We start from the raw sequence: 25935 nt of genomic DNA, 5'->3' as shown, positions 1-25935 counted from the left end.
GTAAAACAAATGCAGGATGTTATTGTCATTAAACTTGGGGGAGTTGCCAGCGATAATTTAACAGAAACATTTTTTAAACAAATTTCCGCTTGGCAAAAAGAAGGGAAAAAGATTGTCGTAGTTCATGGCGGTGGTCATTATATTTCTGAAATGATGGAGCGTTTAAAGCTTTCAGTTCAAATTAAAGCTGGTTTGCGTGTGACCACAGAGGAAGCCTTGACGATTACTAAGATGGTGCTGTTGGGACAGGTCCAGCCGATGATTACCGCCTATTTTCAGCAAGCGGGGTTTTCAGTGGTCGGTTTAAATGCTTCCAGCAGTCAGTTAATCACAGGCGAATATATTGACCAACATACTTTAGGTGCGGTAGGTGAGGTGGTGGAAATTGATACAGGGTTACTTGATGATCTACTTAGTACGGCTCATCTGCCTGTAGTGGCTCCGCTTGGCTTAACAAAAGCTGGCGAATGGCTGAATATCAACGCTGATCATGTAGCCTGCAAAATAGCGGAAGCGATGGAAGCCGAGGCTTTGTACTTATTGACGGACGTACCAGGGGTGAAAAAAGCAGACACTTGGCTGAAGCAGCTAACCCCTGTGGAAATTACCCAGCTTAAAGCAGCTGATGTGATCAAAGGCGGCATGCTGCCTAAAATAGAAAGCGCCCAAACTGCTATTGAAAGTGGTGTAAAAAAAGTCCATATTACCAACCAAATCAACAAAGCAGGAACAATCATCCGAAAAGAGGAGGTACAGGTATGAGCTATTTATTTCCCAATTATAGTAGAAAGTCGATTGAATTAATTAAGGGCAAGGACAATCTACTTTTCGATCAAAACGGTAAAGAATATCTTGATTTTACCAGCGGCATTGGTGTAATGAATTTAGGCTACAACGATGCTGAATTGAATCAGATTTTAGCAGAGCAAGCAGCCAAAATCTGGCATACACCGAATCTATATACAAACCAGCTTCAAGAAAAACTTGCGCAAAAGCTGGCCAATAATCAGGAATACGTCGCGTTTTTCTGTAATAGCGGCACAGAAGCGAATGAAGCGGCAATCAAATTAGCCCGTAAGGCAACAGGAAAAAGTAAAATCATTACCTGTATCAACTCTTTTCACGGTAGAACCTATGGGGCAATGAGCGCCACTGGACAAGAGAGTATTCATCAAGGCTTTGAACCGTTAGTTCCTGATTTTGTTTATGTTCCGTTTAATGAACTGGCGCCACTCACTCAGGTTTTAGATGATAAAACAGCCGCTGTTATGCTTGAATTAGTCCAAGGAGAAGGCGGCGTTCTACCGGCAGAACAAGCGTGGGTGCAAAAGGTTGCTGGTTTGTGTAAAGAACAGGGGATCTTACTAATCATAGATGAAATTCAAACCGGTATTGGGCGCACAGGCAGTTTTTATGCATATGAGCAATATCAAATTGAACCGGATATAGTTACGCTGGCAAAAGCGTTGGGAAATGGTTTGCCGGTTGGTGCGATGCTGGGTAAGAAAGCGTTGGCACAGGCTTTTGCGCCAGGTAGTCATGGCTCAACCTTTGGCGGCAATAAACTAGCGATGCAGGTCGCTGAAAATGTCGTGACTCGTATTAACACGAAAGAATTTTTGCAGCAAGTACAGCAAAAAGGCACATTATTATTAAACGGTTTAAACCAAATTGCAGCCCAAAGCACACAGGTGCAAGACGTTCGCGGAATTGGATTAATGCTTGGTATTGAGCTAAGCAGTTCCGAACTATTGACCGAAGTGATGACGCAACTGGAAGCAGCCGGCCTATTAACGCTGCGAGCTGGGTCAAAGGTATTGCGATTATTGCCGCCTCTAACCATTAAAGAAGCGGAAATTGAACAAGCATTGCAGCTATTTTCAGCTGTTTTGACTAAGGAGGGATAACATGAGTCATTCATTATATGGAAAAAGCATTTTGGATTTAACAGAAATGACCAAAGCAGAGCTGCTGTCAATTATTGAGTTAGCCGTGGCAATTAAAGCGCAGCCGGACGATTATCGGCAGGCCTTGGCTGGTAAAATTTTAGCAATGATTTTTGAAAAAAACAGTACGCGAACTAGAGTATCTTTTGAAGCTGGAATTATTCAACTAGGCGGGCAAGCGATTGTATTAGATTCCAAAAGTACGCAAATGGGACGCGGAGAACCAGTGAAAGATACTGCGAAGGTTTTATCCGGCTACGTGGATGGTATCATGATTCGGACGTATTCTGATCAAATGGTGCAGGAACTGGCAGCTCAAGCAACGGTTCCTGTAATCAACGGCTTAACCGATCACCATCATCCTTGTCAAATTCTAGCTGATTTTCAAACTATTTATGAAGTGAAAGGTAAATTAGAGGGCTTAAAATTAGCTTATATCGGCGATGGGAATAATATAGCGCATTCCTTTCTGATTGGTGGTAGTCTCGTTGGAATGGATATTGCGATTGCAACGCCAAAAGGCTATGAACCTAAGCCGGAATTTATTGAAATCGCACAAAAAAATGCAGCTGTTAGTCAAAGTAACATTGAGATTAGTCATAATCCGGTCAAAGCAGTTGAACAGGCAGATGTTTTAGTGACGGATGTTTGGGCGAGTATGGGGAATGAAGCAGAGCAAAAGGAACGTGAAGCCGTGTTTCAGGAGTTTCAAGTCAATCAACAGCTGGCTGCTTTTGCTAAAGAGGATTATCTCTTTTTACATTGCCTTCCGGCTCATCGCGGAGAAGAAGTAACCGCCGAAATCATCGACGGCACTCATTCCGCAATTTATCAGGAAGCAGAAAATCGCCTGCATGCGCAAAAAGCTTTATTAGTTACTTTAATGCAAAAATAATTCGTATAGATACAAAAAAGTGAGACAAAAGCAGTTAGCTTATCTCACTTTTTTGTGCCTTCTGAAAGCTGTACATCGTCCACTGATTTGTCGTGTGGTGTTGTTGCAGTCCCAAGTCGAACTGTTTCAAATGTGTGTAAAAAGCTTCCGAATCGCGATATTCCGGCAAATAATAATTGATTTTTGTTGTTTCACAGGCTAAAAGTAACAGCCCTTTAGTCTTTAAAATACGTGAAATTTCTGTCAATGCTTGATCTAAATCCTCCCAATGAAAATGGGTTTGAAACGCCGTAACTAAATCAACACTTTCACTTGAAAAGTCTAGCTGCTGCACATTCATCACTGCAAATTGTAGGTTGGGATAGTGTTTTCCAGCTTCCTTTATGGCTGTTGGAGCAAGGTCAATTCCGGTGATTCGTGCTGGCCGAAAGGTCTGATGCAAATAATTTGTAGAAGCACCATTGCCCACTCCAATATCAAGGATGACCAATTCTTTTTCCAGCGAAAGAAAGTGAGTGCTCCATTGAACCAGAGGCAGATATACCTTATTCCATAAACGCATCATCATAAGGCCAAGACGACCGCTTGGCTTTTTTGATTGACGAAGCAAAATAAAAAACAAGCCAATAAAGAGAATGAAAAAGCTGCTAACAATAAAATACATAAAAACTCCTTTACTCTTACTATACCACAAACTCTCCAAAGAGAAATAGAAGGCTATGTAGGTATTAATTTTAGCAATATTCCAGTTTTTCACTCGATTTAAGAGAATTTTAAATTTTATAACAGAAAATGTTAAGTTTTGTTTGTAGTTTTGGTTAGTTTTTAGTAGAATGAAGCTGTATGAATAGAAGAAAAGTGAGGTGTAGATAAATGGGTTTTACAGATGAAACTGTACGTTTTGATTTTGATGACAGTCGTAAGAAGGAAGTAAGTGAGACTTTAGCTACTGTTTATAGGGCTTTAGAGGAAAAAGGATATAATCCGATCAATCAGATTGTGGGCTATTTACTTTCTGGAGACCCGGCCTACATTCCTCGTTATCAAGACGCTCGAAATTTGATTCGTCGTCACGAACGGGATGAAATCATGGAAGAGCTGGTTAAATTTTACTTATCCAGTCAGGGAATTACCATTCGATGAGAGTAATGGGACTAGATGTCGGTTCAAAAACAGTCGGAGTGGCTGTTAGTGATCCGTTTGGCTGGACCGCACAAGGTGTGGAAATTATTCGAATTAATGAAGAACAGGAAGAATTTGGCTTTGACCGTTTACAAGAACTCGTGAAAGAATACGAAGTTACTCACTTTGTCGTCGGATTACCTAAAAATATGAATAATTCGATCGGGCCTAGAGCGGAAGCATCTATGGCTTATGGTAAACGAATCGAAGATTTATTTCAGATTCCAGTGACGTATCAGGATGAACGTTTAACGACAGTTCAGGCAGAACGGATGCTGGTGGAACAAGCCAATACTTCAAGAGGAAAACGGAAAAAAGTCATTGATAAAGTAGCTGCTGTCATGATTTTGCAGAATTATTTAGATGGAGCCGCCAATAAAAAATAAATGACTTATAATAAGTGAACATAAAAGGAGAGCAAAAGAATGGCAGAAGAACATAACCATACTCACCACGATCACGACCACGATCATGAAGGACATGAACATATTACTTTGGTGGATGATCAAGGCAATGAAACACTATACGAAATCCTATTAACCGTCGATGGACAGGAAGAATTTGGTAAAAACTACGTATTGCTTTATCCAGCTGGCGTGCCGGAGGACGAAGACGTGGAATTACAAGCCTATGCTTACATCGAAAATGATGAAGGAACTGAAGGCGAGTTGCAACAAATCGAAACAGACGCTGAATGGGATATGATTGAAGAAGTCTTTAACACCTTCATGGCTGAAGAAGAAGAATAGAGTTTAAAAGTGAGCTAAGTCCTTGATATATAAGGACTTAGCTTTTTCTTTTGTTTTAATAAATGCCACCCGTTAAAAATTTAAGTGTTTTACTGTCTTTTCTTTTGATAGATGGCTGTATGTGTCCATACTCGTTTTTATTGAAGCGTGGCGCAATCCGTCGTGCTTGCACTAGCTTTCAATAAGAGGTTGGGTATGTCCTGTGAACACCTATAAACGATATATCGCATTTTTCTATGATCGTTCACAATCTTTGATAGATACTTTGATGAGTAACTATTTGATTGTAGCCATCGCAGAAAATAAGTTTTGGATCAGTAATTCCAATAGTTAGCATATATTTGCGTTGGTTCATTTGTTATTTCCTAAGAATTTTCAGTGTTGTATCATCAAGAGTGAACTTTGTTAAATTGTATTTGTTTTAGGATCAGAAATTTTATAGCCATGTTTTGTTTGGCTTAATATTTTATTAAGATATTTAATCTGCAACAAACATTATAAAACATGAATTGAAGCGGATTGAAAGGAATTTAGGTTCATTTATTCTTGAGTATAAAGATCAAAAAGAGCAAGAAGAAGCTGAAAGTAATTTTGAGCAATTAAAGAAAATCACGCTCAATAAGCTTGATAATTATGATGAGCGAGCTATTTTAAGTAAAGAGTTTAAGAGATTGAACGATTACGATTGAAAAAATAGATGGCTAAAAGGAAATAAAAAATCAAAAAAATGCAGATTAATTTTCACAGAATCACAAGCCGTAGTAAAATAAAAACAGCCTCATTGATGTGGGGCTTTACATAGCACTATGGGAGAATATCTGAAGAAATCAAGGAGACAAAAGTAACCGATTTCTGTAATAATAAGAAATATCTTGCTATTTAATGTAATAAATAATATACTAAGAATTATTAACAAATTATTGACATTTGGAAGTTGGGTGTTTAGTATTAAGCAGATAGCCAGTTGTGATAAATCGATCCCTATAGGAATTACTAAACCAGTTTTGGTTCAATCGGAAAATGGCGAACATTTTGTTATGAAGTATATTCATGATGATTGCTCTGGTAAAATATTATTTAATGAGCTGGTCGCTTATAGATTAGCTTGTCTGCTTGGAGTACCTATCCCAGAATCACATTTGGGAGAACTGAACTTTAATAATGTTAGGCATTCTGAGATTTTACGCCCTTCAATAGGAAAAGAATCAACTGTTTTCTTAAGTAGTTATATAAAAGGAAATACAGATATAACGCCTGTTATTTTAAAATATATCAACAATCAAGAAGATATTCCCAGGATAATTCTATTTGATCAAATTATACAGAATGAAGATAGAGGATGTAATAAAGGAAATCTGTTTTTTGATAGAAAGCAAAAAAGATTGGTAGCAATTGATCATTCGCACGTATTCAAACTTGGAGAGATATGGGATGAAAAAAGTCTTAACAAATTAAGCAATAATTCTCCATCACTTGTTGACACAGTTCAGTATAGGGGGTATGGTATGTTAATTCCTTATATCAAAGGACACAGTCCATTTTATACAGTAGAGAACAGAATAAGGTCTTTGTCAAGAAAAGATGTAGATGATGTTTTTAAGGGAATTCCTAGCGAATGGGGCATTTCTGATAGCGAAATAGATGCAGTAAAAGGTTTTATTGTTACCCAATTTGATCGTGTACATGATATAATTGTGTTGATAAAGAACCAATTTAACTTATAGATGAGGAGTTGTTGTCACATGAAAAAAGTAAATCTATTCTATTCAGTTTGTCAATATATTCCGAGTCTTATTAGACAAGAATCTATTAATTTCGGAATTGTTGTTCATTGTCCAGAATCTGAATATAGTGAGTTTTATAGAACGAAGAATTTTAATAGAATCAAGCATTTTGACGATGAATTTGATATTGATTATTTAAATATGATGGCGGAATCGTTAGACTATACATTTAGTATTGATCGTTTACACGAAGACGAATTCCAAGATGCTAGTTTGTTTAATGATATTAGAGACAGTTCCTTCATTGATGAAAGAACAAAGTTCTATGCAAATGAATTCAGATTTTTACCTACGCAACACCTCTCAACGACTCAAGAAGAGTTGTGTCAGGATATAGAGGAGTTGAAACAAACATTTCTATACTATGATCAACCTAAAGGTGAAAGAATATCAACTCAAGAAGTTAGAAAACTACTTTCTAAGCAGTATAAGATTGTGAAGTTAAACAAGTATATAAGTAAAACTACTTTTAAAGATTTCGCTGACGAACCGGTATTTGATTTTTGTTATAACGATACTGTGATTAAGGCTTTGAGTTTTGACTACGTCCGTGGTAGAGACTTGATTAAGCAAACAAAAATATTATCACAAGATATAATTGATAACATTGAATATTTGAAGGGAAAAATGGTACAGATTGTTGTTGACAATGAAGTGAATACAAATGAAGAAACGATAGTAAAATCAATCAATAAATTTTATAGCATTAGTAAAAAATACAATATAGATATTGAAGTTGTGCCCTTAGCAGAGTATTCAAATATGTTAATTAGTAATGGTTTGAAGTGATGTTTCACACCGACCCTAACCGGTCGGTATTTTTTATGCAAAGAGCCCGCCACACAGTGAGCTCTTGGTAGTGAAGGAGGGCTGTTGGCTCAAGAAATGAAATTCAGTCCGTTGGGAATGGAGTAAATGCTGGAATGTTTCATCATTTAATTTGGTATATAGGTTATAAATAAATTATATTTAGTGGTATTTTTCAGATTGACTTAATATAGATATTTTTGCTTATCATTGGTATGATTAGATAAAAAAGGAACTGAACTTAAAAGGCTAATGAAAGCGAAGAATCAACATGCCAGGAATTAATTATGCGCACGTAATTGAATTACCTCAAGCATGGATTGCAAAGGATGAAGCCATAATCTATTTTAAGTATAAATTACATCGACTATTGTTTCAAAAGTTGTTAAAGGAATTTAAAGATGGTTCAGGCTATAGATTGGTAACGTCAAATATGTCTATCATAAATATCAAATTGTTTGTCGAATTTTTAGTAGAGTTTGACAAGAATAAATATAGCGCCTGACGCTAATGAGAATATTAGTGAATGCCATTAAGAAAATGTTTAATGATATACGATGATTGTCTATGAGTATTTTCTTCTTGCAAGTCACTAAATGACGATAGATAAAACATTATGAAATGTTATCCTCATTCATGAATGAGGAAGAAGATTAAATGAGAGCTTGAAGCACAATATATTAAGAGTTTAGCTCTTTTTATTAATGATTTTTGTCGAGCTAATTATAAAGTATTAGTTAAGCTGGTAATAAAGAAGATTCACTTACATCAACTATTCAAAAATTGAATATGTCTACAGATTTAACTATTGCAGTCATCAACTGTCTTTAAATCTACATATTAGACTAACGTTAATTCCATGAGCGAATGAATTGCATGATCGCTCGATCAGGCGTAGGATAAAAATGTAAACGTTATCTTATTGGAAAGCTGGGATGGGCATGGAAAAAATTTATCAAGCAAGTACGGCAGAAGGCGCCATCGATTTTATCAATATGCGTGATTTGGAAATCGCGGCAGAAGAAGTAATTCCCAAAGGTGGTTATGGATATATCAGTAGTGGTGCGGGAGACATTTTTACTTATCAGGAAAATGAACGCGCCTTCAATCATAAACTTATTATTCCTCATGTCTTAAAAGACATAGAATTACCAGATACATCACTGACCTTTGCCGGTGAGACTTTGTCAGCACCGATTATTATGGCACCAGTGGCCGCTCATGGGTTGGCTAATGTCGCAGCGGAACGAGCGTCAGCAAAAGGTGTTGCACGTTTTGGCACGATCTATACGGCGAGTTCTTATGCTTCTTGTACGCTGGAGGAAATTCGCGAAGCTGGCGGGCAAGAAGCACCACAATGGTTCCAATTTTATATGAGTAAAGACGATGGTATCAATAAAGAAATCTTAGCGATGGCTAAACGCAATGGAGCAAAAGCAATTGTTTTGACAGCGGATGCAACGGTGGGTGGCAATCGTGAGACGGATCGACGCAATGGCTTTACATTTCCCTTGGCGATGCCAATTGTTCAAGCTTATCAATCCGGAATCGGTCAAACGATGGATGCTGTTTATGGTTCATCAAAACAAAAATTAAGCCCACAGGATGTAGCGTTTATCGCTAAAGAATCAGACTTGCCGGTTTACGTCAAAGGCGTTCAATCAGAGGAAGATGTGGAACGAGCTTTAGGTGCTGGCGCGCAGGGAATTTGGGTTTCTAACCATGGCGGACGTCAATTGGACGGCGGTCCAGCAGCTTTTGATTCTTTGCAAATTGTGGCAGAAGCAGTGGCAGGTCGAGCACCGATCGTCTTTGATAGTGGCGTACGGCGGGGACAACATGTTTTCAAAGCGATTGCATCTGGAGCCGATCTGGTAGCGATTGGTCGTCCGGTGATCTATGGCTTGGCCTTAGGAGGAGCGACCGGTGTACAGCAAGTCTTTGATTTCTTTAAAAAAGAATTAGAGATGGTCATGCAATTGGCGGGCACTCAAACAGTCGCAGACATCAAAAAGGCTGTTTTGCGTGGGAACCATTATTTATAAGACTAACGGAAGAGAAGCGTTGGAGCAGTTTGCTCAAGCGCTTTTTTATTTGATATAACAATCAGTAAAAAAGTGTATATGATTTTATAATTGTTTCAAAATCATATACACTTAAAAAAGATCATAAGAAAAAGGAGCGGATTTGATGATTCCAAAAATCATTCATTATTGCTGGTTTGGCGGCAATCCATTAGGAGAACAGGAAAAGAAATACATCGATACCTGGAAGAAATATTGTCCGGATTTTGAGATTAAGCGCTGGGATGAATCAACGGTTGACTTGGCAAAATTCGGTCCCTATCTAAAAGAAGCTTATGAACAAAAAGAATGGGCCTTCGTCTCTGATGTGGTACGATTGTATGCTTTAGTCACTGAAGGCGGTATTTACATGGACACTGATATCGAAGTCGTTAAACCCTTAGACGAGCTATTGACATTGGATGCCTTTATGGGCTTTGAAATTGAAACCAAGATTTCTACCGGAATTATTGGTGCAGTTCCTCATCATCCGTTTATGGAAGAATGGTATCACGACTACGATGATCGCAAATTTGTGCGGGCGGAAAAAACAGAAGATGTTGTTACAAACGTGATTCGAGTAACGGAACTTCTCCAAAATCACGGACTGAAATTGAACAATCAGCGGCAAAATATTCAAGGCGTAGAAATTTTCCCGCAGATGACTTTTTCTCCAAAAAGCTACATCACTGGAGAAGTGCAGGAAGATCCAAGTACGATGGTGATTCATCAATTTTCAGGATCATGGTTATAAAGAGCATAAATCAAAGGGCATGGCGGTGTAAGACTGCTATGTCTTTCTTTGATTTTGCAAGTGATTGTCGAGGCGTGGTAGAATATTAAGAAGACAAACAGGCACTCAAGGAGGTTTCTTATGAAATATGAATGGCGCAAACAAGAAAAAGATTTTTATCTTCCAAAAAAACCAACAGTGATTACTGTACCAACCTATCAATTTATCAGCTTAAGCAGTAATGGTGATCCGAATCGTCCGGCTTTTGGCGAGGAAGTGGCCGCTTTATATGCAATTTCCTATGCTTTGCGGATGGGACTGAAAAAAGGCATCTTAGGTACAGAACCTTTTGAGTACACAGTCTTTCCTTTAGAAGGTGTGTGGACTTCAGTCAATAAACCAGACGGGTTGCTCAATAAGGATGAGCTTATCTATAAAATTATGATCCGCCAGCCTGATTTAGTGACAGAAACAATGTTCCAAGAACAACTTCTAGCAGTCAAAAAGAAAAAAGATAATCCTAATTTAGATAAACTAATTTTTGAACGCTATGAAGAAGGCTTGTGTCTCCAAGCTTTGCATGTTGGCTCGTTTGATACAGAAGCAGAGACGTTTGCCAAAATGAGTGAAGTTTTAAAACAAGAGCAGCTTGTAATGCGACCAACGATGGATAACTTTCAACATCGGGAGATTTATTTGTCCGATCCGCGTAAAGTAGCGCCGGAAAAAGCCAAAACAGTTTTGCGCTGGACAGTCGAATAGGGAAAGGAAATAAATTTTGAAAATCGTCGTATAAATTACCAAAGAAACTGATTTTTGTCTAGCTACACTTTTTTGGTCAACATATTAGACTTTGTTTAAATAGGAATGGATTAAATGTCTTTTAAAATGTTTTTTATTAAAATAGCTAAAGCTGATAAATGTTTTTTTGTTAAAAAACATTTATTTTTTTTGTTCTTTTAAAAATTATTTGAATAGTTTATAGTTGTAATAGCAAAAAATGAATATTTAGGAGAGCTATTATGTTATTACTTTTTTCAATGTATGTTTTATTAATTCCGTTTTTTATTCTTGAATTATCCCCCATATTTATTTTTTTAAAGAAGACCTTAACCAAAAGGGAAGTCCTTATTCTAATTTTATGTAAGCTGGGATATGAATTATTTTTACTTGCGCATTATCATCTGCCTTTATTTGAATCATTTCCTTTTGCGCACAGTATTTATATTTTTGTATTGTTAATACCACTCTATTACTTTACTAAAAATCTAATTTTGGCAGCTTTGCTAGTAGATTTGAGTTTACTGATTAAAGATGTTTGCCAAGCTATTTATGAATATTTTGATCACATTTTTTATGGTTTTATTTCTACACAAATCCCATCAGAAAGAATTTCTTATTATGTTTATTCAATTAGTTGGCGCTTATTAGTAGGTGTGAGTATTATTCTTTTTTCCTTAGCTTTAATGAAATTATTGAATTATTTTGAAATTATAAAAAAAATACGTGAGATACCTATGGATATTATCAATATTTGTGTCGGAAGCATTGTGATTTTGTTAACGATTTGTATGGTTGAAATTGGTGTTTTCTTTATATTTACCGATTATAGATATTTATTATGGCAGCAGTTGGTAGGAAGCTTAGCTTATTTTATTGTTCCTTTGCTGGTCATTTGGATTAGTGTTTATTCAGGTAAATATTTTAATGAAAGACAAACGAGTAAGCAAGCGATCATTCACGCGCAGGAACTTGAACTAGCAAGTTTGGAACTAAGAAAATTCAAACATGATTATACGAACATGCTAGTAGGCATGCAGGAGTATATTAAACAAGGCAATATCGAGGGCATGAAGGAATTTCACGAAGCGATTAAAGAAAATCTGAATCAAATAGAAGTTCAAGAATCATCCTTATATTTTCAATTAACGAATATGGATTCGGCAGGAATGAGAGGCGTTGTAAGTAATAAGATAGCTAGAGCTAAAGAAGATAATATCTCAATTTCTTTGCATATTCCAGAAAAAGTAAAGATAATCAATAGTAAAGATGAATTAAGATTAGTACGCTATTTGGGTATTCTTTTGGATAATAGCATTGAAGCTGTGGGGAAATATACTGACGGTCGGATTTCTTTGGGCATTTTTCAGGAAGAGGAAAAATTGGAGATAGTAGTTATAAATAATCATATAAAACAAGAAAATTTTATAGCTATGCAGCATGGTCATTCAACTAAAGGCAAAGGACGTGGCTTGGGTTTAAAAAGTATTATGGATTTTTTCCGAAAAAAGAAAAATGGCTATTTGGAAATTGATATAAAAGACGATACATGTAAAATTACTATGGTCTATTATATGCAAGAAAAAAAGAATTTAGGGGAGAACAAATGAGTCTTTGGAATGTGTATATCATTGAAGATGATTATTTTCAAAAAAAGAGGTTAAGTCAAGCAATTATGGAATTGTATGGCGATAAATGTAACATTTGTGATGATATTGATTTTAATCGTTTTGAAGAATTTATACAGGGGCAAGTATTTACTAAGCAAGATATCTTTTTTTTCGATATCGATTTTAGTGATTTAATCACAGGCATTGATTTAGCTGAAAAATTGAGAAAAAAGAGCTTGGATTGTTCCATCGCTTTTTATACAGCTTATCCTGATAAAAGTTTGGAAATTATTTATCGGAATATCTTGCCGGTAGGTATTATTTCAAAAGAACACCGAAATATCAGTAATGATCTTAAATCGATTATGGACAAAATTAGTTATTATAATTATCAACAAGAAAGCGACTACTTATCTTTTTGTCTCAATGGGAGAACACTTAGAATAAAAACAAATGATATAAATTATATTGAGACGAACAAAGAAACAAGGAATTGGGTAACTTTCAAACTAAAAAATAGTGAAAAAATGATAAATATAACAATGAAACAATTACGTGATGAAATAGACAAGAACTTTTTTTATAAAGATTTGCGTTCTTATATAATTAATTTTAAAGAAATACAAGAGATTCATAAAAAATCAGGATATATTCATTTTATTGATGATCAAAAACTTTATGTTGGAAATAAGATTATTCAAAAAGTGATAAAAGCTTTCGATCTTTGGTTAACAACCAATTCATAAATTTGAGGAAAGATCTTTTGTAAAGAGCTTGCTTAATAGGCAGGCTCTTTTTTGTTGTAAAAATGACTGAGAGATTTTCTCTGAAAAGGTAATAAATATTTTGAAAACATCATGGTTAAAAAGAAGCAAATAAATAAAAATAATTAATATTAATTAATATTAATGAAAAAAATGAGTGAAAGGTGTCAATTTATGAGTGAAAGGTGAAAAAATATCGTGAAAAAAATTATATTATGTATATACCAAAGCAAGACAGGAGGAATAAACGAATGCTATTAAGAAAAATAACTAAATAATTTCAAATTGATTGTAATAAAAAATAAAAAGTGCTGAATTTTCTTAATTAAAAACAGAAAAGGAGGGAAAAGGATGTGTAAAATCAGTGTCGTCAATATATCTGGTGCAATAAAAGAACCATACATAGAAGCGTTGCAAAAAGATAACAATGAAGTTGTTTTAGTAGATTTTTCAAAAGATAGAAGTACTTTTCTATCAGAAGCTGATGTGGTGATTATCTATGATGAGTTTCAAGAAAGAGTGAGCGAGACCTGTAAATTAATCATGTCTATAAAAGAAAAAAAAAACGTATTTATTTGGACGCTTTCACGAAAGCTCAATGAAGTAAACAGCCTGGTTTACTTAGAATTAGGAGTAAATGGCAATCTTAAAGAATGTGAGAATCCAACAGAGCTGCAACTAATCATTCGTAATTTGGTAAAAAGACAAAATGCGGCTACTCCGTCTGCGGATTTAAATTATTCAAAAAATCTACAGATCAATGAATGTAATCAGAGTGTGACGATTTATGGAAAAAAGGAAGTTAGTCTAACTAAATTAGAATTAAAAATTTTACTTGTTTTATATAGAAAAGCTGGTAGAACAGTAGATTACGAAATCCTGTCAGAAATCCTTTGGAGAGAAAAAGGGTGTGATTTAAATAAGGCCGGCATCGCCAATATCATTTGTCATTTGAGAAATAAAATAGAAATTGATGTTAAACATCCTCAATTTATTTTAAATGTTCGATCAAAGGGATATATGTTGAGATTATCGTAATCATATAGCTCATTAAACAAGCTTATATTTATTCAGTTTAAATATAAAAGGGATATTTTAAAGATGAATCGAGATAAAAGTAAGGAGGATCATCTTGAGAATAAAAAGGAGAGTATTATCATTTTTAGCATTAATTATATTCGTAATTGCAGGTTTGTGTATCTATTTAAAGAGCACTTCTCCTATTTCAGCTGAAGGAGGGCTAAACTTACAACAGGATTTTTTAATCTACAAGGAAACCGCAAGCACAAATTTACAAACGGCTAGGTTTTATCAACCAATGGCTTCAGGCTATCGCAGCTTGGCAGGGGCAGGCTTACAAATAACGACAACAAATAGTGGCTGGACTGAACTTCCCGGAGCAAGTGGAGAGCCTTTTGACGGAATTCTTGGAGCGGTAAATAAATATAACAGCAGTAAAGGTTCTTATATGTTTACTTTTAAACCTCAAGCATCAGATGTTATAGAAATTCGTTATAATGGTGCTGGAGAAATTAATGGTCAAAAAGTGGATATTACAGTCAAGTTTTACGATTTTAATATGACAAATACACGTACCGATACTGGCGTCGGAATCGAAATTGCCAAAAACCTCTTCAACGGATATACGTTTTGGAATATTCGGGAATTTACACAGGAATGGGTATTTTTTAAAGCAGGAACGGATACACCGCTGGGGGTTACCAACAATAGTTACATCACTATGAATTCATTAAATCAATACGAATATGTGAAACCACTTAGCAATCTTACGAATCCTTCCTATGATACTGCGACAAATATTAGTTATGTCACAAGTGATGTTACTTCTCAAAGTGTCTATCGCGGAATGAACGAAAATTTTGCAGATCAATTGGGAGCCGATACCTTTACTAGAAATTCTGTTCAGTTTCAAATCCAGCAGGGAGCTCCGTTTTTTGTTTTACGTGTTGGAACAGATAAGCGTATTGGAACAACCCCAGGCACTTCTGAAGCATGGAATGCTCCATCAAGTGGAACGATTCGTATGCCAACACCGAAAACTCCTTCTAAAAGGGTCTCTGATAATGATCAATCTTTAGTATCAGAAAATACATTGAGCACAATGACAGAGTCTTTCAAATATACACTTTATCAACCGACTCATAGTTTAGGAAATGAACTGCTGACTTATTACTCAGCTTTTGAGTTTACCGATACTATAGATCCAGCTTTGACGCTGAATCGTAGTGGAATCAAGGTATACAATACTGCTAATCAAGATTTAACCAACTATTTTTCGATTTCTGGAACCGGTAATAACCTTAAAATGGTAGCCAATGCTAATTTATTGAATTCGTTGAACTTGTATAATACCGTGATTAGAATTGAAATTCCGGTAACAGTAAATCAAACATACTACACTGCGAATAAATCCAGATACGTAAATGGGAAAATACCTAATATTGGCACTTTCAAGGTTAACGACAACAATACGAATACAAATCAGGTTTTAACCTTACCGCCTAAAAGTGCATTTAATAGTTTTGAACTAAAAAAGGTAGATGCTACTAATACCAGTCTCGGGCTTAATGGAGCAGAATTTATTATATATTTAGCAGATAATAACTGGAAAAAGCAATTAACTTCCGGAAACTTGACAACGGTTGGAGGGAAAATAACTTTTTCTAGTGATAGATTTTCTGAATTTACTAACTACATCCTCTATGAATCGAAGGCGCCATCAGGCTATCAAAAAAATCCTACAGAATACCGTATAACAGTGTCCAAAATAGGGACAGTTACGGTTCTTAATGGAGATTCTTATATTAGTGCAAGTAATGTAAACAGCTCAGGTGTTATTAGCATCACTATGAAAAATGAAAAAAGAGTACCTAAGCTTGAACTGACAAAAGTAGATGAGACCAATACGAGTACGTTGTTGAACGGAGCTAGGTTCTATTTATATAATGCAGATGATAGCTGGAAAGCAGTTAGTACATTTGGAACGAAAATTACTGAAAGCGGCAAAATCACTTGGAATTTAGGGAGCGGGAAAAAATTTCTTTTAAAAGAAGTTGCTCCGCCTAATGGTTATAAAGCGAATGCAACGATTTATCGAATATCCGTATCGGATACAGGTGTTGTGAGCATCTTAAATGGGGATAGTTATATTAGTTCTCAGAATGATGATGGGACTGGGTTGATCAAGGTTACTGTTAAAAATAGACGGAATATTTATAATATTCGGGCAATAAAGAAGAATTCATTTGGAGCCAGTCTCGAAGGTGCTCGTTTTCAACTCTATTCTGTAGTTGACGGTATAGAAAAAGCTTTAGGATTGCATGCCACAAATGCAGAGGGAAAGCTTACGGATATTAATTTAGGACCTGGTACGTATCGAATTCAAGAGACCTTGGCTCCATCTGGTTATGCATTGAATAACAAAAAATATGAATTTACAATTTCAACTGTTGGGAAAATTACGTTTAGTAATAGTGACAGCTACGTAAGTGAAATAACAGATGCAAATAGTAATAATGTGATTAGCTTTACGATGAAAAATCAGCGTGATAAGTATCATATTAAATTAACGAAAACAGATTTAAATGGAACGAAATTGGCCGGTGCTTCATTCAAACTAGCCGACCGCTCCAGTGGAGACAATGTATGGATTGGCACACATACGATCGGCAGCGACGGAACCGTTCAAATTAATAACTTAGCACCGCGGGAATATGCGCTGCAGGAAACCAGTGCGCCCACAGGCTACAAATTAAATAACAAGATCTATATATTTACGATCAAGGAAGACGGTTCTGTTGTATTTGACAATGCAGATGAGTATATTGGCGAAACAAAAAATACAGATGTCAATGGCGTGATCGGGATTACTGTTAAAAATGAAGAAAAAGTTTTTAATATACAAGTAATCAAACAGGAGCCTTCGGGTACTGGATTATCAGGAGCGAAATTCCAGATGTACTCCGTTGTCGATAATGTTGAAAAAGCGTTAGGAAAACATACAACGAATGCGGAAGGGAAAATAACAAATATTAATCTAGGTATAGGTACCTACCGCATCCAAGAAACAACGGCTCCGACAGGCTATCAATTGAACAATAAAAAATATGAATTTACGGTAACAGAGGATGGAAACATTCGTTTCACCAACGGTGACAGCTATGTAACAGGAATAACGAATGCCAACAGTGAAAATATCATTCGCTTTACAATGAAAAATAATCGTGAAAAGTACCACCTAAAACTCACAAAAACCAATATGGGAAATACTAAATTAGCCGGCGCATCGTTCAAACTGGCCGACCGCTCCAGCGGAAATAATGTATGGATCGGTACACACACGATTGGTAGTGAAGGAACCGTTCAAATTAATAACTTAGCACCGCGGGAATATGCGCTGCAGGAAACTAATGCGCCTACAGGTTACAAATTAAATAACAAGATCTATATATTTACGATCAAGGAAGACGGTTCTGTTGTATTTGACAATGCAGATGAATATATTGGCGAAACGAAAAATACAGATGCTGATGGCGTGATTGGGATTACAGTCAAGAATGAGAAAAATGACTATGATTTGGAAATTACTAAAATAGATAAGGCTGATCCAAGTAAGAAATTGGCTGGAGCTGAATTTGTATGGTATACCCACAACGGAACGAACTATGTGCATACATCTGTTGTTAAAACAGACGCATCTGGAAAAATAAAGATTTTAGATTTATCTCCAGGCAAATATAAACTTTATGAGTCTACTGCACCAGAAGGCTATCAAACGCCTAAAGGGAAATTTATAGAGTTTGAGATAAAGGAAGATGGAAAAGTCGTTTTATTATCGTCGCAGGATGATGTAAATGCAACAAATGCCAATAGTAATCGAGTCATTGGCTTGACAGTCAAGAATAAGAAAATTCAGGAATTACCGAAAACTGGAAGTATAGCTCTTTCGGTAGTAATTACTCTTGGTCTGTTATGTATATCAATTGGGTTTTACTATTTTTACAAAAAAGTAGAAATTGAAAATAATTATATTTGATAAGGAGAAATACAAATGAAAAAAAGCAAAAATTACAAAAAATTAATGGTAACCTTGGCAACGACAACAATGCTGCTGCCACTTACCACAGTACCAACACTTTTCGTAGGAAATGCTACGATTGCTTATGCAGAGGAAAGTACCGCTCCAACCGTACAAAATTTAACGATTCAAAAGGTAATGTATACAGGAGCAAAGCCTGATATCAATAATACTGGTGAAATCATTTCATCATTACCGACTGGCGTAACTAAATATCAGCCTCAAAAATATGGAGACGTAGAATTTACCGTTGTGAACATTACTGAGTTTGTCCAAGGGAAAACAAAAGGAGAAGTGCAAACGATTCTTAACAACCTTACACAAGAAAATTATTCTGAATGGATCAATACGAATAGAACAACAGTCCATGGCTCCGGAATAGCTAAGGCACTGGTTAACAGTGAAGGAACTGCAGTCGTAAATGGATTAAAAACTGCATCAGGCGGACACAATTCTGTATTTGCAGTGTTTGAAACAAAAAGCTCTAAAGGTTTAATCGGCCAAATTGCACAGCCGATGGTTATCACATTGCCTATTCAAAATACAGCTGGAGACGGATTTAATTCAAATGTATATGTATATCCCAAAAATGAAGTAAAAGATTTAGAGCTTGAACTTGTGAAATATAGCGAGAAAATAGCAGCTGGAAACAAACTGGCGGGTGCAGAATTTGATGTTTACCGAGGTACTCCAGGCAGCGGCACAAAAATGAATACAGCACCATTAATTTCAAATGCAAATGGAAGTGTTAAAGTAACTGGGTTAACGATTGGAGATTATTATCTGGTAGAAACAAAAGCACCGGCAGAGCACGCGATCAGTGGTTCTGCATTGAATAATACAAATAACAAATTAACCTTCTCAATTGGCGCAAATGGTGTTGACGAATCAACGCTTCATATTGATTATATCAACTACAAAAAGCCGAAAAGTGAAAAACTTGTTGAAAATGGTACAGCTCCGCAAACAAATGAATCATCATTTAATATCGGAGATGCAGTAGAATATTCAAATACTATCAATGTACCCACTGATATTAATGGCGGCAGTTTAATGAACATCGGTTCAGAAAAAACAACATTACCTTACCACATTTTCAATTATACGGATAAACCTGGAAAAGGCTTGACTTATTATGGTACGAAAAAACCAACCAATAAAGTGACAAATACTGGAACAAATGCAGGAATCACAGTTGCCGGAAAAGATAAGGACGATAAAGCAGTGACGCTGGCATTAGGAACGGATTATACGTACAAGGATATTGAAGAGAACGGAAAAGTTACAGGATTTACGATTGACTTCATCATGACTAACGGAAAAGTCAGCGACAACGTAGCAAAGCTAGCTGGCGGTAGTATCCGAATTGATTATACGATGATTTTGAACGAAGAGGCTGAAGTGGGCAGCGCGACAGGATTACTGAACCATTATGATCTTGCGTGGAATAATGATCCAACATCAAATGCAGATACAGATACAAAACACGAAGAAGGAGAAGTACCAGTTCACACTGGCGGAGCGAAATTCGAGAAAGAGGATAGCTCCACAAGAACAAAGCTAGCGGGTGCAGAATTTGTGTTAATTAAAGAAGGGAAATATTTTGCGGGATTCACAGAAGATACTGACCAAGACGGAATCAAAGAAGCCAAGTGGGTAACCGCAATCGCAGACGCTCAAAAGCTGACGTCAGGCTCAGACGGTTCATTTGAAGTTGCAGGCTTGGAATACGGAACATATAGCTTAAAAGAGGTGAAAGCACCATCCGGCTATGCGTTATTAACAACAACGAAAGATTTTACAATCAGTAAAGATACTTATGTAGGTACCGTCGCGACAATCACCAATACGAAGCAGTCAGAACTGCCAATCACGGGTTCTACACAATTAATCATTGCAGTCGTTGGTGGTGTGCTGATGGTCACAGTTGCGGGAATTTATTTCAAAAAACGCCAAGAAGCCTAATCAATTGCGCGAATAGTATTAATGATGAAGATAGTTAGAATGAGAGGGAAAAAAATGAGCGCAAAGACAAAGAAAAGAAAGAAAAAAAGAAAGCCGAATAAGCGAAAAAAACGAGTGCTGGATGTGTTTTTTCTATTATTTACTTTAGTTGGTATTGCCATGTTGTTATATCCCTTTTATTCTGACTATCAATTGAAAAGATCTCAAACACTAGAAATCCGTTCTTATGAAAAAAATATTCATTCGTTAAGTAAGTCGGAAAAAGAGCAAAGAAAAAAAGAACTAGCTTCTGAGGACCAGCAAAAAAAAGATGGAAACGCAGAGGTTACTGATCCTTTTAATGATGGATCAAATACCTTCGATTTAAAACAGTCAATGCTGCCTGAGATTGTCGGTGTGTTGGAAATCCCCAGAATCAACTTAAAGGTTCCAATATATCCTACTTCAAATGAACTGGCGCTAGAAAAAGGTGTTGGCGTTCTTGAAGGAAGCTCTTCACCACTGGGGGGAAAAGGGAATCATTCAGTTATTACAGGGCATAGAGGGCTTTCTTTGGGCCAAATGTTTACAGATCTACCTGAATTAAAAAAGAAAAATCAATTTTATATAAAAATTTTAGGCGAAGTGCATGCTTATGAAATCGACAAAATAACAACGATCATACCTACTGACCTAAGCCAGTTTAATAAGGAAGAAGAAAATGATTTAATCACTTTAGTGACCTGTACACCGCTGGGAATCAACAGTCATCGTTTATTAGTACGAGGTCATAGAGTACCGTACAATCCGAAGAAAAAAGATGCGCCTTATTTCTGGACATTAAAAACTATTTTAATCTGTGCTGGAGCTGGACTGCTCGTATTATTTCTATTAATAATTCTTGTTTTTAAACGTGGAAAACGAAGAAAAGCGAGATCTTTTAAAAAAGGAGGGAGGAAACATGCAAAGAAAATTAAAAGGTAAGTATTTTCTATTGTTGCTTTTTTGCTTCATTAGTATAATTCCCTTTGCTCAAGAAACTTATGCGAAAGAAACTAGCGATTCATTACAAGTCGTTCTTCATAAATTAGTCTTTCCCAAAAATACAGTTGTCATTAATCATGAAGGAAAAAAGCTTCTCAAAGAGGATTTACCAAAAGCGGAAGGACTAGATGGCGTTCAATATAGTGTGTATGATATTACTAGTGAATTGAATCAGGTACTTCAAAAAGGTGAAACTAGTTTGGAGAATGCTCATAAGGCTTTAATTATTCGTGATTATAATTTTTCTTCATTAAAACTAATTGGAACGATGATAACAAATCATGTCAATGGAGAAGCTGGAATTGCCATGTTGAAATTGCCGGTACAAAGTGATAAACAAGCATTTCTAATTGCGGAAACCATGACACCGGAGAATGTAGAGGTTGTTTCAGATCCATTGATCTTGATTACACCAGTTTTTGATCAGTATGGGACTAAAATGTCGGAAATTCATCTTTATCCTAAAAATATTTTTAGCGAATCCTCTGCGAAGCCAAAGTTACCTTCAACGAACGTCAACAATTTTGATGATACAGAAACAACAATGAACAGGCAGAGCATTTTTCCTTCAACAGGAGAAATCATTCAGTCACCGATCTTTATTATGGGTATGTTGTTGCTTTTAATGTCAGTTGGTCTAAGTATCGTAGTAAAAAGAAAGCACAATAAATGAAGAATTAAGGAAAAATTCGGAATGTAAAATATATAAGGACGGTCTCTCTCTATTATGAGAGTAGGACTGTCCTTATTGTTGTAAATAAACAGAAGTAAACTATTGAAGATTCTGTTCCTGCGTACACAAGCGGAGCACGTTTTTAGAAATAGCCTGCAACGATATAAGCTAATGCACAAAAATTGGTATCAAATGAATAGTAATTAAACTGGTATAGAAAAAAGGCGATGATCCTTTAACGAGTGTTTGAAGAATCACTGCTTTTAGTTTGATCAGCTTTTTTATTTTCCCGCCAACTTTTTCGCTTTTTCCGTATTGGCAAAATGAAGCTTGGCATATTGGCTAAGTAATTCTATTCCGCCTTTTTTTAGCAGCTGTGCTGCGACTTTATCAGAGGCAGTACCGGCACCGGAAGGGACCGTTACTCCCAACTCCTTGGATTCTTTATCCAGCTCTTCTAAAAAAGCAGCGCGGCTAATAATCGAAGCAGCAGCTACAGCGACGTGATATTGCTCGCCCTTTGTAACAAAATAAAGCTTTTCACTTACTTGATTTCGTTCGCTTTTTACGTATTTTTTATAGTTCGCTTCCGGCGTAAATTGATCGATTAAAATCGCTTCTGGCTTTACCGGTGCTAGCTCATTTAATAGTAGATAGATTGCTTGATTATGTAAAGCGACCTTCATATGAACTGCATTATATTTAGGTTGAATTTGATTATACTTTTCAGGCTCAACAATCAGTAATTTATAGGGAATTAATTTTTTGATAACCGCTGACAACTGGCGGATTTGAGGATCTGTCAGCTCCTTAGAATCTCTAACACCAAGAGCTTTCAGCTTTGCGATCATGGTTTTGTCCACATAAGCTGCGCAAACAGTCACTGGTCCAAAATAACTGCCGTTGCCTACTTCATCACTACCTAAAACAGAAAGCTGACTAAAATTAGCGGGTAATGTGGTTGACTTTTTGGACGTTCCTGCTGTCTTGCTTTCAGCAGTTCCCCATTTTGCGGCTTCTGTTTCTGCCGCGGGTCCTTGAAATACAACTTTACCTGAGGTATAGGCAGTGATGGTCGTGCTACCGACTTTTGCTGCAAATTGAGCGTAAGGAATGGTTTTATTTAGCTGATTTTTAGTATAATAGGCCTGCATTTTTGCCATCGTGCTTTTATTGACTTTTATCACTTGAACCTGTGCCATGAAATAGCTCCTTTCAACGTTTCCCATCTATAGTAAAACAAAAAAAACGAAAAAGAAAGCAGGAAATAAAAAGAATTATGCAAGAAAAGCAGTGATTACTAAAGAAAAATTGCGTAAATTTGAGTTTTCTGAAAATCTATGATAAGATAGACAATAAGTAATGATACTAGTCGGAGTGAGCGGATTTCTGCTCACTCTTTTTAATGGAGTTGGGTGAAAGAACCTGCTTTATTAACCTAGTCCTCATTCATAATTTCTCGAAGGAGGCGAAAATTTTGAGTAGTGTTGTGGAAACTGTTACCGAGTTAGTCACACCAATCTTAGAAAAACAAAATTTTGAACTTGTGGAAGTCGAGTTTGTCAAGGAAGGAAAAAGCTGGTTTTTGCGTGTCTTTATTGACAAGGAAGGCGGCATTGATATTGAGGAATGCGCGTTTGTCAGTGAACAGCTGAGCGAGCGGCTCGATAGCATTGAGCCCGATCCGATTCCGCAAGCATACTTTTTGGAAGTGTCCTCTCCGGGAGCTGAACGTCCGTTGAAAAAAGAACGCGACTATGAACAGGCAGTGGGACAGTACATTCATGTTTCTTTGTATCAATCAGTTGACGGTGAAAAGCAATTTGAGGGTACCTTGAAATCAGTAGATGCAGACCAGCTGACTTTAACTGTAAAAATTAAAACCAGAGTCAAAGAGTATACATTCGAGCGCAAGAATATTGCCAAGGCTCGTTTGGCCATTCAATTTTAACCATTAAAAAACGACACAAAACTTTTAGCTTTTGCTTGTCACGAGCTGTACAAGTTAATCATCAAACGATTAACCAGCTACGTTCAACGTTCATATAAATAGTAGGAGGAAATAATAAAACCATGAGCAAAGAAATGTTGAATGCATTGGATGCATTGGAAGCCGAAAAAGGGATTTCTAAGGAGATTGTGATTGAAGCACTGGAAGCAGCTTTAGTTTCCGCATACAAAAGACATTATGGGCAAGCCCAAAACGTTGAGGTAGAATTTGACGGGAAGAAAGGCAATATCCATGTCTATGCAGTAAAAGAAGTAACAGAAGAAGTAATGGATTCTCAATTGGAAGTATCATTGAAAGACGCTATGGCAGTCAATAAAGCCTATGAATTAGGTGACAAAATTCGTTTTGAAGTAACACCGAAGGACTTCGGTCGGATTGCGGCGCAAACAGCTAAGCAAGTCATTTTACAGCGCGTACGTGAAGCGGAAAGAAATATTATCTACAACGAATTCAGTGCCTATGAAAATGACATCATGCAAGGTATCGTGGAAAGACAAGATCGTCGCTACATTTACGTGAATCTTGGTAAAATCGAAGCTGTTTTGTCTAAACAAGACCAAATGCCTAATGAATTTTATCAACCGCATGATCGGATTAAGGTCTATGTTTCCCGCGTTGAAAATACGTCAAAAGGGCCGCAGGTTTTCGTAAGTCGCAGCCATCCGGATTTATTAAAACGTTTGTTTGAACAAGAAATTCCGGAAGTTTATGACGGCATCGTTGAAATCGTCAGCATTGCCCGCGAAGCAGGAGACCGCTCAAAGGTATCTGTCCGCTCAGCTGATCCGAACATTGATCCGGTAGGTACCTGTGTAGGACCTAAAGGACAACGGGTGCAAGCGATTGTCAATGAATTAAAGGGTGAAAATATGGACATCGTTGAATGGAACGAAGATCCAGCTATTTTCATCAGCAACGCCTTAAATCCGGCACAAGTAGTTGACGTAATATTCGATCCTGAAAATCACAAAGCCTGCACGGTCGTTGTACCAGACTATCAATTATCATTAGCGATTGGTAAAAGAGGACAAAATGCTCGTCTTGCAGCAAAACTGACAGGCTTTAAGATTGACATCAAACCAGAATCAGAGATGGAAGAATTTTACGCACAGCAAGCAGAAAACGAGGCGGCAGCTGAAGAAACTTTTGAAGATGTGAATACAGATACTGTTTTAACTTCAGATGAATATGAAAATATTGAGTTCGAAGATAAATCAGTGGAAGAAGAATTCTAACGTTTTGGAGGTATACAATGAAAAAAAGAAAAATCCCAATGCGTAAATCTGTTGTTTCGGGTGAAATGAAGCCCAAAAAAGAATTAGTCCGGATTACTCGTTCTAAAGAAGGAGAAGTCGCGATTGATCCCACTGGTAAATTACCGGGACGAGGTGCTTATGTAGCACTTGAACCACAGGAAGTACAAGAAGCCTGGGACAAGCATGTACTGGATCGTGTCTTAGAGACAAAGTTATCGGATGATTTTTATCAAGAATTACTAGATTATGTTGAACACCAAAAAGCACGTAAAGAGCTGTTTGGCAATGAATAAAGAGAAAGTTTTACACTTATTAGGTTTGGCTATGAGAGCTGGAAAGTTAGTAACAGGAGAAGAGCTGACAGTCGCCGACATCCGCAAAAACAAAACCAAATTTGCGTTTGTTGCTTCTGATGCTAGTGAAAATACAAAGAAAAAAATTAAGGACAAATGTTCTTATTATAACGTTTCTTGGAACGACTCATTTGCACAGTCGGAGATCAGTCAGGCGATCGGCAAAACGCGGATGGTCATTGGCATAAACGATGCTGGCTTTGCAGCGAAGTTTCGGGAATTAATCAAAGGTTAGGAAGGTGA

At 36.6% G+C, this 25935-nt stretch carries 25 protein-coding genes; 23 read left to right on the top strand and 2 right to left on the bottom strand.

The window, feature by feature from the left end; translation table 11 throughout:
* The first annotated feature begins 9 nt into the window (after positions 1 to 9).
* From argB to argF, 3 genes are read left to right on the top strand one after another with little or no spacing between them, the layout of a single operon-like run.
* Entirely contained in the window at positions 10 to 762 is a 753-nt protein-coding gene (gene argB / locus ABH902_RS07965) for an acetylglutamate kinase (RefSeq protein ID WP_404590164.1), read from the top strand.
* Positions 759 to 1907 carry an acetylornithine transaminase gene (locus ABH902_RS07960; protein ID WP_404590163.1) on the top strand — a complete coding sequence of 383 codons (1149 nt, stop codon included), beginning with the start codon at positions 759 to 761 and terminating at the stop codon, positions 1905 to 1907. The genes argB and ABH902_RS07960 overlap by 4 nt, the downstream gene beginning before the upstream one ends.
* Position 1908: 1 nt before the next feature.
* Complete coding sequence (gene argF, locus ABH902_RS07955; protein WP_404590161.1) at positions 1909 to 2841, top strand: ornithine carbamoyltransferase; 933 nt, start codon at positions 1909 to 1911, stop codon at positions 2839 to 2841.
* A gap of 34 nt (positions 2842 to 2875) precedes the next feature.
* On the opposite strand, the gene ABH902_RS07950 is transcribed toward argF, so the two are convergent.
* A complete protein-coding gene (locus ABH902_RS07950) occupies positions 2876 to 3505 on the bottom strand; it encodes a class I SAM-dependent methyltransferase (protein ID WP_404590159.1) in 630 nt (209 codons plus the stop codon).
* 209 nt (positions 3506 to 3714) lie between these two features.
* On the opposite strand from ABH902_RS07950, the gene ABH902_RS07945 reads away from it, so the two are divergent.
* The 16 genes from ABH902_RS07945 to ABH902_RS07870 all read left to right on the top strand — a co-directional run bounded on the left by ABH902_RS07945 (position 3715) and on the right by ABH902_RS07870 (position 22072).
* Positions 3715 to 3984 carry an IreB family regulatory phosphoprotein gene (locus ABH902_RS07945; protein ID WP_154778295.1) on the top strand — a complete coding sequence of 90 codons (270 nt, stop codon included), beginning with the start codon at positions 3715 to 3717 and terminating at the stop codon, positions 3982 to 3984.
* Positions 3981 to 4409, top strand: coding sequence for a Holliday junction resolvase RuvX (gene ruvX, locus ABH902_RS07940; RefSeq protein ID WP_404590157.1), 429 nt, complete (start codon positions 3981 to 3983; stop codon positions 4407 to 4409). Before ABH902_RS07945 ends, ruvX begins: the two co-directional genes overlap by 4 nt.
* A 39-nt stretch (positions 4410 to 4448) precedes the next feature.
* Positions 4449 to 4772, top strand: coding sequence for a DUF1292 domain-containing protein (locus ABH902_RS07935; RefSeq protein ID WP_404590156.1), 324 nt, complete (start codon positions 4449 to 4451; stop codon positions 4770 to 4772).
* 509 nt (positions 4773 to 5281) lie between these two features.
* Positions 5282 to 5461, top strand: coding sequence for a hypothetical protein (locus tag ABH902_RS07930; protein WP_404590154.1), 180 nt, complete (start codon positions 5282 to 5284; stop codon positions 5459 to 5461).
* A 249-nt stretch (positions 5462 to 5710) separates the two neighbouring features.
* Positions 5711 to 6496 carry a HipA family kinase gene (locus ABH902_RS07925; protein ID WP_404590153.1) on the top strand — a complete coding sequence of 262 codons (786 nt, stop codon included), beginning with the start codon at positions 5711 to 5713 and terminating at the stop codon, positions 6494 to 6496.
* Between the two features lie 18 nt (positions 6497 to 6514).
* Positions 6515 to 7345, top strand: a complete 831-nt coding sequence (locus ABH902_RS07920; protein WP_404590152.1) for a DUF3037 domain-containing protein — start codon at positions 6515 to 6517, stop codon at positions 7343 to 7345.
* Between the two features lie 959 nt (positions 7346 to 8304).
* On the top strand, positions 8305 to 9408 hold the full coding sequence (locus ABH902_RS07915; RefSeq protein WP_404590268.1) for an alpha-hydroxy-acid oxidizing protein: 1104 nt from the start codon (positions 8305 to 8307) through the stop codon (positions 9406 to 9408).
* Between the two features lie 145 nt (positions 9409 to 9553).
* Positions 9554 to 10180 carry a glycosyltransferase family 32 protein gene (locus tag ABH902_RS07910; protein ID WP_404590150.1) on the top strand — a complete coding sequence of 209 codons (627 nt, stop codon included), beginning with the start codon at positions 9554 to 9556 and terminating at the stop codon, positions 10178 to 10180.
* Positions 10181 to 10300: 120 nt separating this feature from the next.
* Positions 10301 to 10921, top strand: coding sequence for a GyrI-like domain-containing protein (locus ABH902_RS07905; RefSeq protein WP_404590149.1), 621 nt, complete (start codon positions 10301 to 10303; stop codon positions 10919 to 10921).
* Between the two features lie 260 nt (positions 10922 to 11181).
* Positions 11182 to 12549, top strand: coding sequence for a GHKL domain-containing protein (locus ABH902_RS07900; RefSeq protein ID WP_404590147.1), 1368 nt, complete (start codon positions 11182 to 11184; stop codon positions 12547 to 12549).
* On the top strand, positions 12546 to 13295 hold the full coding sequence (locus ABH902_RS07895; protein WP_404590145.1) for a LytR/AlgR family response regulator transcription factor: 750 nt from the start codon (positions 12546 to 12548) through the stop codon (positions 13293 to 13295). The genes ABH902_RS07900 and ABH902_RS07895 overlap by 4 nt, the downstream gene beginning before the upstream one ends.
* Before the next feature lie 369 nt (positions 13296 to 13664).
* Complete coding sequence (locus tag ABH902_RS07890) at positions 13665 to 14351, top strand: winged helix-turn-helix domain-containing protein (protein WP_404590144.1); 687 nt, start codon at positions 13665 to 13667, stop codon at positions 14349 to 14351.
* A 94-nt stretch (positions 14352 to 14445) separates the two neighbouring features.
* A complete protein-coding gene (locus ABH902_RS07885) occupies positions 14446 to 18369 on the top strand; it encodes a SpaA isopeptide-forming pilin-related protein (protein WP_404590143.1) in 3924 nt (1307 codons plus the stop codon).
* Positions 18370 to 18384: 15 nt separating this feature from the next.
* A complete protein-coding gene (locus ABH902_RS07880) occupies positions 18385 to 20376 on the top strand; it encodes a SpaA isopeptide-forming pilin-related protein (protein ID WP_404590141.1) in 1992 nt (663 codons plus the stop codon).
* A 54-nt stretch (positions 20377 to 20430) separates the two neighbouring features.
* Positions 20431 to 21339, top strand: coding sequence for a class C sortase (locus tag ABH902_RS07875; RefSeq protein ID WP_404590139.1), 909 nt, complete (start codon positions 20431 to 20433; stop codon positions 21337 to 21339).
* A complete protein-coding gene (locus ABH902_RS07870; protein WP_404590138.1) occupies positions 21317 to 22072 on the top strand; it encodes a pilin N-terminal domain-containing protein in 756 nt (251 codons plus the stop codon). The genes ABH902_RS07875 and ABH902_RS07870 overlap by 23 nt, the downstream gene beginning before the upstream one ends.
* A 281-nt stretch (positions 22073 to 22353) precedes the next feature.
* On the opposite strand, the gene rnhC is transcribed toward ABH902_RS07870, so the two are convergent.
* Positions 22354 to 23274 (bottom strand): ribonuclease HIII, encoded by a 921-nt coding sequence (rnhC, locus tag ABH902_RS07865; protein ID WP_404590136.1) that lies wholly within the window; start codon positions 23272 to 23274, stop codon positions 22354 to 22356.
* 275 nt (positions 23275 to 23549) lie between these two features.
* Here rnhC and rimP point away from each other — a divergent pair, with 275 nt between their 5' ends.
* The 4 genes from rimP (at position 23550) to ABH902_RS07845 (ending at position 25927) form a co-directional block, all read left to right on the top strand.
* A complete protein-coding gene (gene rimP, locus ABH902_RS07860) occupies positions 23550 to 24023 on the top strand; it encodes a ribosome maturation factor RimP (protein ID WP_404590134.1) in 474 nt (157 codons plus the stop codon).
* A 122-nt stretch (positions 24024 to 24145) separates the two neighbouring features.
* On the top strand, positions 24146 to 25318 hold the full coding sequence (nusA, locus tag ABH902_RS07855; RefSeq protein WP_404590133.1) for a transcription termination factor NusA: 1173 nt from the start codon (positions 24146 to 24148) through the stop codon (positions 25316 to 25318).
* Positions 25319 to 25335: 17 nt separating this feature from the next.
* Positions 25336 to 25632, top strand: a complete 297-nt coding sequence (gene rnpM / locus ABH902_RS07850; RefSeq protein ID WP_404590131.1) for an RNase P modulator RnpM — start codon at positions 25336 to 25338, stop codon at positions 25630 to 25632.
* Positions 25625 to 25927 (top strand): YlxQ-related RNA-binding protein, encoded by a 303-nt coding sequence (locus ABH902_RS07845; protein ID WP_404590130.1) that lies wholly within the window; start codon positions 25625 to 25627, stop codon positions 25925 to 25927. Before rnpM ends, ABH902_RS07845 begins: the two co-directional genes overlap by 8 nt.
* Positions 25928 to 25935: the final 8 nt, after the last annotated feature.

Source organism: Enterococcus sp. UD-01 (genome assembly GCF_044909655.1).
Classification (GTDB): Bacteria; Bacillota; Bacilli; order Lactobacillales; family Enterococcaceae; genus Enterococcus_L.
This window is presented reverse-complemented; position numbering and strand designations above follow the sequence as displayed.

Coding starts and splice junctions, on each gene's coding strand:
- argB (WP_404590164.1), top strand. CDS start 10: ATGCAGGATGTTATTGTCATTAAACTTGGGGGAGTTGCCAGCGATAAT.
- ABH902_RS07960 (WP_404590163.1), top strand. CDS start 759: ATGAGCTATTTATTTCCCAATTATAGTAGAAAGTCGATTGAATTAATT.
- argF (WP_404590161.1), top strand. CDS start 1,909: ATGAGTCATTCATTATATGGAAAAAGCATTTTGGATTTAACAGAAATG.
- ABH902_RS07950 (WP_404590159.1), bottom strand. CDS start 3,505: ATGTATTTTATTGTTAGCAGCTTTTTCATTCTCTTTATTGGCTTGTTT.
- ABH902_RS07945 (WP_154778295.1), top strand. CDS start 3,715: ATGGGTTTTACAGATGAAACTGTACGTTTTGATTTTGATGACAGTCGT.
- ruvX (WP_404590157.1), top strand. CDS start 3,981: ATGAGAGTAATGGGACTAGATGTCGGTTCAAAAACAGTCGGAGTGGCT.
- ABH902_RS07935 (WP_404590156.1), top strand. CDS start 4,449: ATGGCAGAAGAACATAACCATACTCACCACGATCACGACCACGATCAT.
- ABH902_RS07920 (WP_404590152.1), top strand. CDS start 6,515: ATGAAAAAAGTAAATCTATTCTATTCAGTTTGTCAATATATTCCGAGT.
- ABH902_RS07915 (WP_404590268.1), top strand. CDS start 8,305: ATGGAAAAAATTTATCAAGCAAGTACGGCAGAAGGCGCCATCGATTTT.
- ABH902_RS07910 (WP_404590150.1), top strand. CDS start 9,554: ATGATTCCAAAAATCATTCATTATTGCTGGTTTGGCGGCAATCCATTA.
- ABH902_RS07905 (WP_404590149.1), top strand. CDS start 10,301: ATGAAATATGAATGGCGCAAACAAGAAAAAGATTTTTATCTTCCAAAA.
- ABH902_RS07900 (WP_404590147.1), top strand. CDS start 11,182: ATGTTATTACTTTTTTCAATGTATGTTTTATTAATTCCGTTTTTTATT.
- ABH902_RS07895 (WP_404590145.1), top strand. CDS start 12,546: ATGAGTCTTTGGAATGTGTATATCATTGAAGATGATTATTTTCAAAAA.
- ABH902_RS07890 (WP_404590144.1), top strand. CDS start 13,665: ATGTGTAAAATCAGTGTCGTCAATATATCTGGTGCAATAAAAGAACCA.
- ABH902_RS07880 (WP_404590141.1), top strand. CDS start 18,385: ATGAAAAAAAGCAAAAATTACAAAAAATTAATGGTAACCTTGGCAACG.
- ABH902_RS07875 (WP_404590139.1), top strand. CDS start 20,431: ATGAGCGCAAAGACAAAGAAAAGAAAGAAAAAAAGAAAGCCGAATAAG.
- ABH902_RS07870 (WP_404590138.1), top strand. CDS start 21,317: ATGCAAAGAAAATTAAAAGGTAAGTATTTTCTATTGTTGCTTTTTTGC.
- rnhC (WP_404590136.1), bottom strand. CDS start 23,274: ATGGCACAGGTTCAAGTGATAAAAGTCAATAAAAGCACGATGGCAAAA.
- nusA (WP_404590133.1), top strand. CDS start 24,146: ATGAGCAAAGAAATGTTGAATGCATTGGATGCATTGGAAGCCGAAAAA.
- rnpM (WP_404590131.1), top strand. CDS start 25,336: ATGAAAAAAAGAAAAATCCCAATGCGTAAATCTGTTGTTTCGGGTGAA.
- ABH902_RS07845 (WP_404590130.1), top strand. CDS start 25,625: ATGAATAAAGAGAAAGTTTTACACTTATTAGGTTTGGCTATGAGAGCT.